Origin of the sequence: Bradyrhizobium sp. BRP19, from assembly GCF_020194195.1 — a bacterium.
Classification (GTDB): domain Bacteria; phylum Pseudomonadota; class Alphaproteobacteria; order Rhizobiales; family Xanthobacteraceae; genus Bradyrhizobium; species Bradyrhizobium yuanmingense.
On sequence record NZ_JADYVZ010000009.1, the window covers coordinates 66,637 to 81,085 of the forward strand.

General features: G+C 63.4%; 13 protein-coding genes. 10 read left to right on the plus strand and 3 right to left on the minus strand.

What is annotated here, in order from left to right; translation table 11 throughout:
• The first annotated feature begins 1 nt into the window (after position 1).
• The gene (locus I6F36_RS24920) at positions 2 to 1,105 is read left to right on the plus strand and encodes an MlaD family protein (protein WP_109143025.1); all 1,104 of its coding nucleotides are present in this window, start codon (positions 2 to 4) and stop codon (positions 1,103 to 1,105) included.
• Positions 1,106 to 1,112: 7 nt separating this feature from the next.
• On the opposite strand, the gene I6F36_RS24925 is transcribed toward I6F36_RS24920, so the two are convergent.
• Complete coding sequence (locus I6F36_RS24925; RefSeq protein ID WP_225133147.1) at positions 1,113 to 1,430, minus strand: cytochrome c; 318 nt, start codon at positions 1,428 to 1,430, stop codon at positions 1,113 to 1,115.
• 150 nt (positions 1,431 to 1,580) lie between these two features.
• Between I6F36_RS24925 and I6F36_RS24930 the strand changes: the two genes are divergently transcribed.
• From I6F36_RS24930 to I6F36_RS24960, 8 genes are all read left to right on the plus strand, one after another.
• Entirely contained in the window at positions 1,581 to 2,294 is a 714-nt protein-coding gene (locus tag I6F36_RS24930; protein WP_225133146.1) for a helix-turn-helix domain-containing protein, read from the plus strand.
• A 95-nt stretch (positions 2,295 to 2,389) separates the two neighbouring features.
• Positions 2,390 to 2,515: a hypothetical protein gene (locus I6F36_RS39725; RefSeq protein ID WP_275945336.1), complete on the plus strand. Its 126-nt coding sequence runs from the start codon at positions 2,390 to 2,392 to the stop codon at positions 2,513 to 2,515.
• Positions 2,516 to 2,824: 309 nt separating this feature from the next.
• Positions 2,825 to 3,553: a Crp/Fnr family transcriptional regulator gene (locus I6F36_RS24935; protein ID WP_225133145.1), complete on the plus strand. Its 729-nt coding sequence runs from the start codon at positions 2,825 to 2,827 to the stop codon at positions 3,551 to 3,553.
• Positions 3,554 to 3,853: 300 nt separating this feature from the next.
• Positions 3,854 to 4,825 (plus strand): TRAP transporter substrate-binding protein, encoded by a 972-nt coding sequence (locus tag I6F36_RS24940; RefSeq protein WP_036043896.1) that lies wholly within the window; start codon positions 3,854 to 3,856, stop codon positions 4,823 to 4,825.
• A 65-nt stretch (positions 4,826 to 4,890) separates the two neighbouring features.
• Entirely contained in the window at positions 4,891 to 5,442 is a 552-nt protein-coding gene (locus I6F36_RS24945) for a TRAP transporter small permease (RefSeq protein ID WP_225133144.1), read from the plus strand.
• Positions 5,433 to 6,725: a TRAP transporter large permease gene (locus I6F36_RS24950; RefSeq protein ID WP_225133143.1), complete on the plus strand. Its 1,293-nt coding sequence runs from the start codon at positions 5,433 to 5,435 to the stop codon at positions 6,723 to 6,725. The genes I6F36_RS24945 and I6F36_RS24950 overlap by 10 nt, the downstream gene beginning before the upstream one ends.
• Positions 6,726 to 6,747: 22 nt before the next feature.
• Entirely contained in the window at positions 6,748 to 7,554 is an 807-nt protein-coding gene (locus I6F36_RS24955) for an SDR family oxidoreductase (RefSeq protein WP_225133142.1), read from the plus strand.
• 165 nt (positions 7,555 to 7,719) lie between these two features.
• Entirely contained in the window at positions 7,720 to 9,846 is a 2,127-nt protein-coding gene (locus I6F36_RS24960) for a molybdopterin oxidoreductase family protein (protein ID WP_225172402.1), read from the plus strand.
• Here I6F36_RS24960 and I6F36_RS24965 read toward each other — a convergent pair.
• Positions 9,819 to 11,198, minus strand: coding sequence for a caspase family protein (locus I6F36_RS24965; RefSeq protein ID WP_225133140.1), 1,380 nt, complete (start codon positions 11,196 to 11,198; stop codon positions 9,819 to 9,821). The genes I6F36_RS24960 and I6F36_RS24965 overlap by 28 nt on opposite strands.
• A 166-nt stretch (positions 11,199 to 11,364) precedes the next feature.
• Here I6F36_RS24965 and I6F36_RS24970 point away from each other — a divergent pair, with 166 nt between their 5' ends.
• Positions 11,365 to 12,147: an enoyl-CoA hydratase/isomerase family protein gene (locus tag I6F36_RS24970; RefSeq protein WP_225133139.1), complete on the plus strand. Its 783-nt coding sequence runs from the start codon at positions 11,365 to 11,367 to the stop codon at positions 12,145 to 12,147.
• 49 nt (positions 12,148 to 12,196) lie between these two features.
• Here the strand turns inward: I6F36_RS24970 and I6F36_RS24975 are convergent, their stop codons facing one another.
• The gene (locus I6F36_RS24975) at positions 12,197 to 13,498 is read right to left on the minus strand and encodes a hypothetical protein (protein WP_225172403.1); all 1,302 of its coding nucleotides are present in this window, start codon (positions 13,496 to 13,498) and stop codon (positions 12,197 to 12,199) included.
• Between the last annotated feature and the right edge of the window lie 951 nt (positions 13,499 to 14,449).

Consider the following 14,449-nt stretch of genomic DNA (forward strand, 5'->3'; position numbering starts at 1 on the left):
GATGGAAACCCGCGCTCCCTATGTGCTGATCGGCAGTTTCGTGCTGGCCGCGATCGTCGCGGTGTTCGGCTTCGTCTATTGGCTGAACAACACCGGCGGCATCGGGCCGCGCACCAGCTACCACGTGCAATTCCAGGGGCCGGTGCCCGGCCTGCTGGTCGGCGCCGGCGTGCTGTTCAACGGCATTCGGGTCGGAGAGGTCACCCAGCTCGGGCTCGCGCCTGATAACCCGCGCTTCGTCAATGCCACGATCTCGGTTGCCACCGCGACGCCGGTGCGTGCCGACACCAAGGTCGGCCTCGAATTCCAGGGCCTGACCGGCGTTCCCGTGGTGACATTGGAGGGGGGCGTGATCGTCGCCAAGTCCGGCGAGCTGCCGACCTTGATCGCGGAGGCCGGCGCAGGCCAGAGCATGACGCAGGCGGCGCGCGATGCGCTGCGGCGGGTCGACACGGTGCTTCAGGACAATTCCGGCCCGCTGAAGGACACCATTGCCAATTTCAAGACCTTCTCCGACGGGCTCGCGCGCAACACCGGCAAGATCGACGGCATCCTGGCAGGCCTCGACAAGATGACCGGCGGCGGCACGCCCGCGCAGAAGGTCACCTACGACCTGCGCACGCCGCAGAATCTCGGGCCGGCCGGCAAGACGCTATCGGCCTCACTGGCCATTCCCGAGCCGACGGCGGTGGCGATGCTGCAGACCCAGCGCATGCTGTTCGCGCCTAGCGGCGACAGGCCGGGCTTTGCGGACTTCCTCTGGGCTGACAGCATTCCGAAACTGGTGCAGGCGCGCCTGATCGACAGTTTCGAGAACTACGACATCGCCCACGCCCCGCTGCGCACGACGGATCTCGGGCCGGCGGACTACCAGCTCCTGCTCGACATCCGGCGCTTTCGGATCGCGACGGATGGGGAGGCTCGGGCCGAGATCGGACTGTCGGCTCGGATCGTCGACAAGAATGGCAAGGTGATCGCATCGCGCCTCATCGAGGCCAGCGAAAAGCTCGACAAGGTCGAACCGGCCGCTTCAGTCGCCGCCTTCGATGCCGCCTTCGCGCGCATCGCCAAGGAGCTGATCGGATGGACCGTGCAGGCGGTGTGAGGGGCGACTATTCCAGCGTCTTCAGGTAGGACAGCAGGTCGTGGATCTGGTCCGGGCTGAGTTCGAAGGCCGGCATGTCGGCATGTCCGGTGGAGATCCCCTCGGCCAGCGCCTCGCCAAGGCTGTTGATCGGATAGCGCCGATGCAGGGTGCGTAGCGGAGGCGCGATCTCCAGCTGGCTCTTGGAGGCGCGGTCGATCGCGTGACAGCGTGCGCAATTGGCTCGGGCGAAAGCCTTGCCGCGTTGTTCGGCGGCCGGGGCCGCGAGCGCAGGCGTGATCAGAAGCAGCCCAATCAGGCCGTGACGCAGTGCTCTTTGCAGCATGGAATCATCCCGTCGAACGTGGACGCAGAATAAGAGCGGGATGCCAGCCAAATTTGATCTGGGTCAATCGGCTGCGGCACGGTGCAGTAAAATGCAGCCGCGCGGTGGACTCGGCCTGACGTCGGGAGCGGCCGGCGTGGGGAGCGATGGATGAAGCCTTCCGTGGTCACGAGTGAGCCGAACGGACATCATTGCGACGATTGTGCCGTGCGTGGAGCGGCGGTCTGCTCGTCGCTCGATGCAGCCGAACTCCGGGAGTTCGAGCATCTCGGCCGCCGCGTCCATTTCGATTCGGGCGAGACCGTGTTTTCCGAGGAGGACATCACGACCTCGTTCTACAACGTCCTCGAAGGCGTCATGCGGCTGTACAAGCTGCTGCCTGACGGCCGGCGGCAGATCGTCGGCTTTGCCTTGCCCGGTGACTTTCTCGGGATGAATCTGTCCGGCCGGCACAATTTTTCGGCCGATGCGATCGGCGTGGTGAAAGTGTGCCAATTCCCAAAAGGGCCTTTCGGCCGTTTCATCGAAGACCGGCCGCAATTGCTCAGGCGCATCAACGAACTGGCCATTCGCGAGTTGAGCCAGGCGCGCGACCACATGGTTCTGCTCGGCCGCCGCTCGGCCGACGAGAAGGTCGCGACCTTTCTGCTCGGCTGGCGCGAGCGGCTGGTCGCGCTCAACGGTCCGTCCGACATGGTCGCGCTTCCGATGAGCCGTCAGGACATCGCGGATTATCTCGGCCTGACCATCGAGACCGTCAGCCGCACTTTTACCAAGCTTGAGCGTCTCGGCGTGATCGAGATCATTCACGGCGGCATCAGCCTGCTCGATCCGGCCCGTGTCGAGGCCATGGCCGCAGCCTGACCTCATCTCCGGGACTCTCTCGGCAATTTGATCCCGATCAATGACGGCGGCCATGCCCCGCAAAATAATGCCGGAGACAAATCCGGGAGGGGATGATGCCTGCTGACGCGTTGCTCGTGACCGTTGTCGTCGTCGCGATCTTTGTGGTGTTCGCCGCAGTTCTGGCCTGGGCTGACCGGCAAACCAGGGCGGGCCGGCTTGATCCGGATTCCAGGCACTGAAGCCTTCTGCAGGTCCAAGTCCAGGTCCAGGTCCAGGTCCAGGTTTAGGTCCGAGTCCGGCGCGCCAAGGCTGATGCTCGCCTGGGCGGGCGCCCCCCGTCGGCAGCGTTTCGACGCAATCACGGTTTGCGTAATCCGCAACTCTGCGTCGAAGAAGACGCATCGCCGCAGCTTTTGGCTGCTGACTTCCTCGTTACGGGCCTTTTCGTGGCATTTGCCTCAAATCGCGCGCGTGCTTTCCGGTTGAAATGCCTGGTAACGTTGACTACGCAGGAACTCAGTGCCTCGTAGTCTTAGGAGCCCCGCGGCGTGCCTCAGGACAAGACCGGCGATCCCCGACAACCGGTGGGCAACAAACTATCGGTCCTGCGCAAGCACCCGATCTTCGCGGATCTGGAGCCGGAAGCGCTCGATCAACTCTGCCGCTACGCCAAGCACACCACCGTCAAGCGTGGCGCGACGATCGCCGCCAAGGGCGATCCCGGCAACAGTCTGTTCGCGGTGATCGCGGGGACAGTCAAGATTTCCTCCTCATCGCCTGATGGGCGGAACGCCATTCTCAATCTCATCGGCCCCGGAGAAATCTTCGGCGAGATCGCCGTGCTCGACGGCGCGCCCAGGTCGGCGGATGCGACCGCCAATACCAATTGCGAGCTCTACGTCATCGATCGCCGGGACTTCCTGCCGTTCGTGAAGAGCCAGCCGGCGCTGGCGATGAAGTTCATCGAGCTGCTGTGCGCGCGTCTGCGCTGGACCAGTCAGCAGGTCGAGCAGGTGATCCTGCAGAATCTGCCGGGCCGGCTTGCCAGTGCACTGCTCGGTCTCACCGAAGAGCGCAAGCTGGATTCCGGCAGCGGCACGCTCGCCATCACGCAGCAAGAGATCAGCGAGATGGTCGGGATGACGCGCGAGAGCATCAACAAGCAATTGCGCGCCTGGGCCGGCCGCAATTGGGTCCGCCTCGAGCACGGCGCCATCGTCGTGCTCGATACGGACGCGCTGCGCGAGCTCGCCGAGAGCGGCCTCGGCGGCGAGTGACGCCGTCGGCCTAACAGTCGATGCTGGCGACCGCGCGGGGCCTCGATTGGAGGCGTCAAGTCACGGGCTAGCGACGTCGAGCCAGGCCGCCATACCCACCATAGTGCGAATTGCGCCAGAAATCGATCGATGCAAGTCTTGCATCGATCGATGCCGGATTTGGCTTGGACAGAGAATGCCGCCCGCCCTAGGGACGACATTGGCGCTTGACTTCACACCTGAAGCGGAGCGACCCAAGGCGGCCTGCAGCCGGGCCGACAACGATATAATCGATCTCAATCAACCCAGGAGGAAGCCCACATGAAGACGCTCACCGGTATCATCACAGCCGTTGCACTGGCGGTCTCAGCACCCCTGGCCACTGCACGCGATTTCCGCTCGGCTGACGTTCACCCCGCCGATTATCCGACCGTCGAGGCGGTCAAGTTCATGGGCCAGCAACTCGCGGCGGCGAGCGGCGGCAAGCTTGGCGTGAAGGTGTTTCCGAACGGCGCCCTAGGCTCGGAGAAGGACACGATCGAGCAACTCAAGATCGGCGCGCTCGACATGATGAGGATTAATGCATCGCCGCTGAACAATTTCGTGCCCGAGACTATCGCGTTGTGTCTGCCCTTCGTCTTCAGGGACACGCAGCACATGCGCACCGTCCTCGACGGTCCGATCGGCGATGAGATCCTGGCAGCCATGGAGCCCGCGGGCCTGGTCGGCCTTGCCTATTACGACAGCGGCGCGCGCTCGGTCTATACCGTCAAGGGACCGGTCAAATCGCTGGCCGATCTGAAGGGCCTGAAGATCCGCGTCCAGCAATCCGACCTGTGGGTCGGCATGATCCAGAGCTTGGGGGCCAACCCGACGCCGATGCCCTATGGCGAGGTCTACACCGCGCTCAAGACCGGCCTCGTCGACGCTGCCGAGAACAACTGGCCGTCCTACGAATCCTCCCGGCACTTCGAAGCCGCCAAGTTCTACAACATCACCGAGCACTCCCTCGCGCCCGAAGTTCTCGTGATCTCGAAAAAGGTCTGGGACGCGCTGAGCAAGGAGGACCAGGCGATGGTCCGCAAGGCAGCCAAGGAATCGGTGCCCGTCATGCGCAAGCTCTGGGACGCGCGCGAGCAGGCCGCCCGCAAGACCGTCGAGGCCGCCGGCGTTCAGGTGGTCACGATCGGCAACAAGGCGGAGTTCGTCGATGCAATGAAGCCGGTCTACCAGAAGTTCGCCGGGAACGAGAAGCTGCAGAGCCTCGTCAAGCGCATCCAGGACACGAAGTAAGACAATTCGGGAACCGGGTCCGGCGTCGCCGCCAGGCGGCACCGGATCCCGTAAGGAGGCGCGGGATGACAGACCCACACGTCGCAAGTCACGAGCAGGGGGCCGTAGCAACACGCCCGTCCACCGGCTTGCTGTCGCGGGTCAATGCCCCCATCGCGCGCCTTGGCATGTACCTGTCGGTGACAGGCCTGCTCGTCATCGTCGCCATCGTCTTCTACCAGGTGTTCGGACGTTACGTGCTCAACTCCAGCCCGACCTGGACGGAGAACCTGGCGCTGGTCCTGATCCTCTACGTCACGCTGATCGGCGCCGCCGTCGGCGTACGCGATGCCGGGCATATCGGCATGGACAGCCTGCTGGTCATGCTCCCCGATCACGCGCGGGAGAAGATCGAGATCGTGATCCACGTTCTGGTCGCCGTGTTCGGCCTCGCCATGGCCTATAATGGCTGGGTCCTCGGCGCGTCGGTGGGCACCGTGAAGATCCCCAATCTCGGCCTGCCCGAGGTGATCCGCTACGTGCCGCTGTTCGCCTCCGGCGTCCTGATCGTTTCGTTTTCCATCGAGCACATCATTGCTCTCCTGCGCGGCGAAGAGGTCGTCCCCTCATGGAACTGATCATCCTCGGCGCCACCTTCTTCGGCTTTCTGATCCTCGGCGTGCCGGTCGCCTTCGCGATCGGCCTGTCGGCCATCTGCACCATCCTCTACGAAGGCCTGCCGGTCGCCGTCATCTTCCAGCAGATGATGTCGGGGATGAACATCTTCTCCTTCCTCGCCATTCCGTTCTTCGTCTTCAGCGGTGAGCTGATGCTGCATGGCGGCGTGGCCGACAAGATCGTGCAACTCGCCAAGAATCTCGTCGGGCACATCCGCGGCGGGCTCGGCATGTCGAACGTGGTCGCGTGCACGCTGTTCGGCGGCGTCTCCGGCTCACCCGTGGCCGACGTGTCGGCGATGGGCGCGGTGATGATCCCGATGATGAAGAAGGAGGGATACGACACCGACTACGCCGTCAACGTCACCACCCATGCCTCGCTGGTCGGAGCCCTGATGCCGACCAGCCACAACATGATCATCTATGCGCTGGCGGCCGGCGGCAAGGTCTCGATCGGCGCGCTGATTGCCGCCGGTCTCCTGCCGGCGCTGGTGCTGATGGTCTGCATGCTGGTTGCCGCCTACGCGGTCGCGGTGAGGCGCGGTTATCCCGCCGGCAAGTTCCCAGGCTGGGCCGAGGTGGTCCGCTCGCTGGCGGCGGCGCTGCCGGGGCTTCTGATCGTCGGCATCATCCTGGCCGGCATCCTGTCCGGCGTCTTCACGGCAACCGAATCGGCGGCCATTGCCGTCACCTACTCGATCCTGCTGACTTTCTTGATCTATCGCACCATGACCTGGGGCAACTTCCTGCGCGCCGCCGCCAAGGCGGTGAAGACGACCGGGGTGGTGCTGCTGCTGATCGGCGTCTCCACCATGTTCCAGTACCTGATGGGACTTTACGAGGTGGCGGATCTCGCCGGCGCGATGATGAACAAGTTGTCGACGCAGCCCTGGGTGATCTTCCTGCTCATCAATATCATCCTGTTCGTGCTCGGCACGTTCATGGACATGGCGGCAACGATCCTGATCTGCACCCCGATCTTTCTGCCGATCGCGATGAAGGCGGGCATGGACCCGGTGCAGTTCGGCATGCTGATGCTGATCAATTGCGCCCTCGGGCTCAACACGCCGCCGGTCGGAACGACGCAATTCGTCGGCTGCGCCATCGGCGGCATCTCGGTCGGCGCGGTGATGCGCACCATCCTGCCGTTCTATGCTGCGCTCATCGCAGCACTGATGTTCGTGACCTACGTCCCTGCATTCTCGTTGTGGCTGCCGCGCCTCTTGATGGGCTACAAGGGCTAGCAGCACCAGGGAGACATCGCCAGTGACGGACTATCGCAAGCTCTTCGATCTCACCGGCAAGACCGCGCTCGTGCTCGGCGCCGCATCCGGCATCGGCAAATCGTCGGCCGAAGCGCTTGCGGGTCTCGGTGCCCGGGTTGTCTGCGCCGATCGTGCGCTCGACGCAGCGGAGGCGACGGCCGTCGGCATTCGCGACAAGGGCGGCTGGGCGGAAGCAGCTGGCTGCGACGCCGCAAGCGCCGCGGATGTCAATGCGCTGGCCCAAACCGTGATGCAGAAGTTTCCGCGGCTCGACATCGCCGTGACGACGCCTGGTCTCAACATCCGCAAGACCATCCTCGACTACACCGAGGAGGATCTCGACCGCGTCCTCACCCTCAACGTCAAGGGCACGGTCTTTTTCTTCCAGGCCTTCGGCCGCATCATGGTTGCGCAGAAGGGCGGCAGCATCATCGCCTGCTCCTCGGTTCGCGCGGTGACCATCGAGCCCGGCCTCGGCATCTACGGCTCGACCAAGGCGGCGATCGGCCTGCTGGTGAAGGGCCTTGCCTCCGAGGTCGGGCACGCCGGCGTGCGCGTCAATGCGATCGCCCCGAGCATCGCCGAGACCGCGCTGACCGGCCCTTTCAAGCAGCGCCCCGACATCTACAATCTCTACGCCGGCCACACCGTGTTCAACCGCTGGAGCAGCGCCGACGAGGTCGCGACCGCCGTCGCCTATCTCGCCTCGGATGCCGCAAGCTATGTCAGCGGCAGCACGCTGTTCGTCGACGGCGGCTGGACCGCCGTCGACGGCCCGCCGACCGGTCTCACCCAGTTGCACAAATAGCAAAGGATGTAGCTCGGGTTGCGCTTGCACGTCGCGCGGCTCACTGGCAGGCCTCCTTCGCAACCGCAGCAGGAAGCTCCGGCGCGCGCGGCTTGAGCAAATCGCATGGGGCTTGCCGGATAAATGCGCTCGGCTGGCCGGTATTTTGGTGTTACGAACTGGGACATGAACCAGCACGCCAAGATCAACGCGAAGATCGAGATCCGCCATTCGACCTGTCCGCATGATTGCCCCTCGGCCTGCGCCCTCGATGTCGAGGTGGTCGAAGGCCGCAGCATCGGCCGCGTCCGCGGTTCGAAGAAGCAGACCTACACCGCCGGCGTCGTCTGCGCCAAGGTCGCCCGCTATGCCGAGCGCATCCATCATCCCGAGCGGCTGATCTATCCGCTGCGCCGCACCGGCCCCAAGGGTTCAGGTCAGTTCGCGCGCATCTCCTGGGACGAGGCGCTGGACGAGATCGGGCACCGCTTCAATGCGGCCGAGCGCGAGTTCGGTGCGGAATCGATCTGGCCCTATTACTACGCGGGGACGATGGGGCTCGTGATGCGCGACGGGCTCAACCGTCTCACGCATGTGAAGAAATATTCGCGCTTCTACCAGACCATCTGTGCCAATGTTGCGCGCATCGGCTTTGCAATCGGCACCGGCAAGATCGCCGGCGTCGACCCGCGCGAGATGGCGCTGTCCGATCTCGTCGTGATCTGGGGCACCAATCCCGTCAACACTCAGGTCAACGTGATGACGCACGCCTCGCGCGCCCGCAAGGAGCGCGGCGCGAAGATCGCGGCGGTCGACATCTACGACAACGAGACCATGAAGCAGGCCGACATCAGGATCATCCTGCGGCCCGGCACCGACGGCGCCTTCGCCTGCGGCGTCATGCATGTCCTGTTCCGCGACGGCTACGCCGACCGAGCCTACATGGACAAGTATACCGATTGCCCCGCCGAGCTCGAGGCGCATCTGAAGTCGCGCACGCCGGAATGGGCCTCGGCGATTTGCGGCGTTCCGGCGTCGGAGATCGAGGCTTTCGCCAAGGCCGTCGGCGAGACCAAGCGGACCTTCTTCCGTCTCGGCTATGGCTTCACCCGCTCGCGCAACGGCGCGACGCAGATGCATGCGGCGCTGTGCATTCCCGCGGTGACCGGCGCTTGGCAGTATGAAGGCGGCGGCGCCTTCTTCAACAATTACGCGCTGTGGCACTTCAACGAATCCATCATCGAAGGCCACGACGCGATCGACAAGGCCACCCGCGCGCTCGACCAGTCGCAGATCGGACGCATCCTCACCGGCGATGCCGAAGCTCTGCAGGGTAGGGGTCCGGTCAAGGCGATGCTGATCCAGAACACCAATCCGATGACGGTGGCGCCGGAGCAGGCGCTGGTCCGGCAGGGCTTCGCGCGCGAGGATCTGTTCGTGGCGGTGCACGAGCAGTTCATGACCGAGACGGCGCAGATGGCTGACATCGTGCTGCCGGCGACCATGTTCATGGAGCATGACGACCTCTATTACGGCGGCGGTCATCAGCACATCTCGGTCGGGCCGAAGCTGATCGACCCGCCGGGCGAGTGCCGCTCCAACCACGAGGTGTTGCAGGCGCTGGCGCCGCGGCTGGGCGCCAGGCATCCGGGCTTCGAGATGAGCCCGCGCGAATTGATCGACGCGACGCTGAAGCTGAGCAATCATGGCGACATCGCGGGCCTCGAAGCCGACATCTGGCGCGACCTGCAGCCGGATTTCCGCACCTCGCATTATCTCGACGGCTTCGCCCACGCCGACGGCAAGTTCCATTTCAAAGCCGATTGGGCGCATCCGCCGTTCGGCGTCACCATGGGCGACTACGACAAGATGCCTGGTCTGCCGGATCATTGGGCAGTGATCGAGCACGCCGACCGGGCCCATCCGTTCCGGCTAGCGACCAGTCCCTCGCGCAGCTTCCTCAACACGACCTTCAACGAGACGCCGTCCTCGCAGGCGCGCGAGGGCCGGGCCAGCGTGATGATCCACCCGTTAGATGCCGCCGCGCTCGGCATCGCCGATGGCGATGCGGTGACGCTCGGCAACGGCCGCGGCGAGACCACGCTGATCGCGACGCTGTTCGAGGGCGTGCGGCGCGGTGTCCTGATCGCCGAATCCGTTCATCCCAACAGCAACCATATCGGCGGCCGCGGCATCAACACGTTGACGGGTGCAGATACGATCGCGCCGATCGGCGGCGCGGCGTTCCACGATAATAAAGTCTGGATCAGGAAGGCGGCCTCAGCTCAAGGCGTGCACTCCGTGACGCCGTAGCCCGCGAATTCCTTTGCAATGTTCGGGTTCATCGACTTCGCCTGCGCGATGTCGGTGGCGCCGTCGCCGCCGCTTCTGCGCGCAGCGATGCCGCGGCCGAACAGCGAGGACGAGGAGCGCGGGTTGCGCTGGATCGCGTCGGTATAATCCTTGATCGCCTCGGCATTGCGCCCGAGCTTGAGGTTGACGAGCCCGCGGCTGTCGAGTGCATCGCTCAAGCCCGGGTTGATCTGGAGCGCCAGATTGCAGTCGGCGAGCGCGCCTTGCGGGTCGCCCGTCGCAGCCCGGCTCCAGCAGCGGTTGTTTAGGGCTTCCGCGTCCTTGGGCGCGCGGCGGAGCACCGCGTCGAAATCCTGTATCGCGAGCGCATAGGCGCGCTTGATCGCGTAGACCTGGCCGCGTTTGTAGCGCGAGGTGACATCGTTGGCGTTGGCGGTGATCTTGCGGCTGAGATCGGCGATGACGGGATCTCGTGCCAGTTCGTCCGCATTCGGGGCGGGCTCCGCCTGCGGTACCTCGCAGACCGGCTTTTGCGGCTCGGGTGTCTGCACCTGTGGCTTGGCCGCGTCGTCCCGCGGCCGCGTCGCCGGGCTTGCGAACGAGAACTCCGTCGTCAGCGAGGAGGACAGCCAGGGCACTTGCTCGCGGTTGGTGGCGGCAACGACGCCATTCTTAGTGTTGGTCAGGGCCTGCTCGGCGCTGATGTTCGGCGCGCGCATTTCGCGCAGCAGCTCGGCGACAAAGAGGCTGCGATCGGTCTTGCCGGTCGCCGTGACCGCGCCGAGCGCGGCGGAGTAGAGCACCAGCGTATTGCTCGGTGCGATCGCCGGCGCCAGACCGGCCGAATGGCGGCGGAAGCGCCGCTCGAACGGATTGCGGCGGGAGGCGTCGATCAGCGCGATCTTGATCGCGGCACCGCGCGTGTTCATCTCGGCGAGGATGGTGTCGAGGCTGAAGCCGTCGCGCGAGACGTCCGGCTCGGTCCAGATCTGGGCGTCGACCGGCAGCAGATAGGTCTGACGGTTGGACTGGATGGCAAAGCCGTCGAAGAAGATCAGCGCCACCGCGCCGCGCTCGATGCGGTCGTAGAAGCGGCCCAGCACCTGCCGCATGGCATCCCCGGTGAGATTGCTCTGCCTGTCGACGACGAAGCCGCCGCGCTTCAATTCCTCGGCGACGTCCTGGGCATCGTTGGCGACCTCGCTCAGGACGAACTCATTGTCGGGATATTTCGCGTTGCCGATCACCAGCGCGATCTTCGCGGCGTCGGCCGCATGGCATGCGGCGCCTCCGCTCAGCACGACCAATCCTGCCAGCAACAACATCAATGCGGCGCGCACGAAATGGCTCATCGGTGATCAAATCTCCGGTCAGGATAGCGCGCGCAAGCCCCAGTTCAATCGCGAAGCGAAGTTGCGCCCACACGCTATGGTGAGGCGACCCTGCAGATTGCCCTTGCGCGCGCCGCCGGTCCTGCCGCAAATGGCTGCAAAACGGGACCAAGCGAGCGAGCATGTCATGACAGACACCACAGCCGTCATCACCGAGAAGCGCGGGCAGGCGTTCTGGATCACCATCAACCGGCCGGAGAAACGCAACGCGCTGAACGGCGAGGTCATCGCCGGGATCACAAGAGCCTATCGCGACGCGCATGAGGACAAGGACGTCCGCGTCATCGTGCTGACGGGCGCGGGCGACAAGGCGTTCTGCGCGGGCGCCGACTTGCAGAATTCCGGCGCGGCTTTCGCGATGGATCATTCCAAACCAAATGTCGACTATGCCGATCTGTTACGTTTGTCACAGAACGCCACCAAGCCGGCGATTGCGCGCCTAAATGGCGTCTGCATGGCCGGCGGCATGGGCCTTCTGTGCATGACCGACATGGCGGTTGCGGCCGATCACGTCGTCTTTGGCCTGCCCGAGGTGAAGGTCGGCGTGTTCCCGATGCAGGTGCTGAGCCTGCTCCAGCGCATCGCTCCGCCCCGTCTCGTCAACGAATGGGCGCTCACGGGCGAGCCGTTCGACGCCAGGGCCGCGCAGGCCGCTGGCCTGCTCAACTACATCGTGCCGGCTGCCGAGTTAGATGCCAAGGTCGACTGGCTGATCGGCCGTATCATCGACAAATCCCCGACCGCGATCCGCCGCGGCAAATACGCCATGCGCGCGATCGCCTCGATGTCGTTCGACGAGAGCATCGCCTATACCGAAAGCCAGATCGCACTGCTCGCGATGACCGAGGACGCCAAGGAAGGGTTGAAAGCGTTCAGCGAGAAGCGGAAGCCGGTCTGGACGGGCAAATAGGCGATCATTTTTGGCACACTTCTGGACGCTGTGGTCGTTCAATGCACTGCTATTCCGCGGAATGACCGACGTTTAGTCGAATAAGGAGTGATTTCGTCCGCTCCTCGCGACGCTTCTTTGTTGCCGTGATCAACTGCTTTCCGGTGCGCTTGGCGTAGGTGGGCAGTTGGCGGCTTGATCTGTGACGGCCTGCGGCGCGCAACTCTGCGTCCGTAAGATCGCTGTCGGCACCCTCGGTGAATCCTCCGTGCCGGAAGGAAGTAAAGGAAAGCTCCTGACGCAGGCCGGCCTCTCTGATAATCTGCTTTACCACACTACGCAGATACCGCAGGTCTTTACGGGGTGTAATCCATGGAAGCGGGGTTACCGACCGACGATGCGCATGGTCACGTCGAAATGCCAAGCCCCGGGGCGAAGCCCTCTTGATCCCGTCGAGCTCATCCATGAGTTCAGGAAAGAGAGGGGCGCCCGTCTCGTCTGTCAGCGGCCACCAGGCTTCCTCCCCATTCTTTGGATGCACGATCCTAACGCTATTTGGCCGTTCGCTGGGACGGTAGTGCGATATCTCGAAAGAGCCAAACACGTGCTGCTCCCGCTGCAGCCACTCCCATGACAACAAAGCAGCAGTTGCGATCGAGCGATAGTCGAGCCTTTTCGCGGCGGCCCTGAAGGCGACGAGTTCATCCCATGTCGCGGTTGGTGTGGGTCGTATCGGCTGGCCGGGCGCCCGTGATCGTAACCCCATCCGTGAGAATGGATTGCTCGCTGGTACTATTTTTTCTTGAGCGCGCTGACCAACGAACCAGGCGCGCCGGCAGCTCGCCATGACCACATTTGCATAGCGACGACGCTCGCGGACGACGATCTCTCCATTCTTATTCACCTTTGTTACGACTAGCAGCTTTGCGTAAACTGCGTCGACGAAGGCCCTCGTGAAATCGGACAATTGCTTCGACCCAACGCGACTTCCATCTTTCAGCTCGTGATTGGCAAAGAGCGCGAGACTCTTCTTGTACTGACGCTGAGTGGTGCTTTCGATTTCGCCCCACTTCTGGTGAGCTTGGAAGATGCCGATTAGCCAATCGAACGTGCCGGGTTCCGGGGAGGACGGCATCATGTCACTCAGACCCCGTGAGCGCCAACTCTCGAACGCGGGTAAGAGGACTTTCTCAACCCGTTCGACGGCACTGGCATAGTCGCTCCCCAAAGCTTCAGGGCACAAATCGCAGCCCTGCCGACGAGCCCAGGATGGCGGTGCGAAATAATACGCCACCTTATTGCTCGCCAACAGCTTTCGTTGACAATATCGAGGAAGCTTTTGTGCCGCATCAACTGAGATCATACCAGACATAAGAGATCCTCCGGCTCCCTGGCGCCACTTCTCCCAATAGGCGCTGCGAAGTGGTCCATGGTCGCCTTCGACCAGACTGGCTGCCGCAGCCGTCCTATTCCACGACAACTGACGGGTGGCGGCGCCTCGCCTCGGCGGATCGCGCGCGCAAGTTCGATTGTGTCTTTAAAGTCCAGGTAGGCGGCGGCCATGTCCGCTCTCATCATCGCTGGCCAGGTTCCAGCGGGTGGGTAGCGAGCGGGCAGCGCTGTGCGTCGTGAAGATGGACGGTCTGATCTCACTGAGGGGCCCCGCTTAGGTCCAACTGGAGCTGAATTCGCTAAACAATGATGTCCGATCTCGAAGATCTAAATGATCTCTCTGGCGGTCAGTGGAGCGAAGGTGGGTCATAGAACCAACTCTTACGGACAAAGACTATTTCGCGCTATCGCGCAGGGCGCCCGAGCGGGGGATAGGCCAAGCTAGCGCGCGAAAAGGAGACCTTGGTGCAGTTCTCGAGGAGGGCCAATTCTGATCGGCAGGATCCCCAAGAGTCAAAAATAGTCAGTATCTTCGTTGGCAGTCGTCGAGGGGCCGCTAGCAGGCAGTCAACTGCTCTATGTGCATTATCAATGGCTTTTCCGACAGATTCGCCGGTGGACTTGCATTAAGTATATCGGGGCGTTGTCCGGTGTCGGAATTTGGATGCGCGCTGCACCAGACCAGCTCTTTCGAATGATCGGAAATTCGAGCGCGTGTTGGGCCGCTCTTTTCTTGATCCGCCCCGTCACCCGACCACCTCATTGCATAAGCCTGTCGTGAACTGGCGGCCTGTGATACTCGCTTGAACCAGCCGGTCGATTCAAAGCTGTTTGTAAACAGAGACGACACCGGCCAAAGAACATTCTCCAATACTCTGGATCAGGATCTGTGGAATGCAGAGGAGTGCGCGTTAGCAAATTTCGTTCTCCG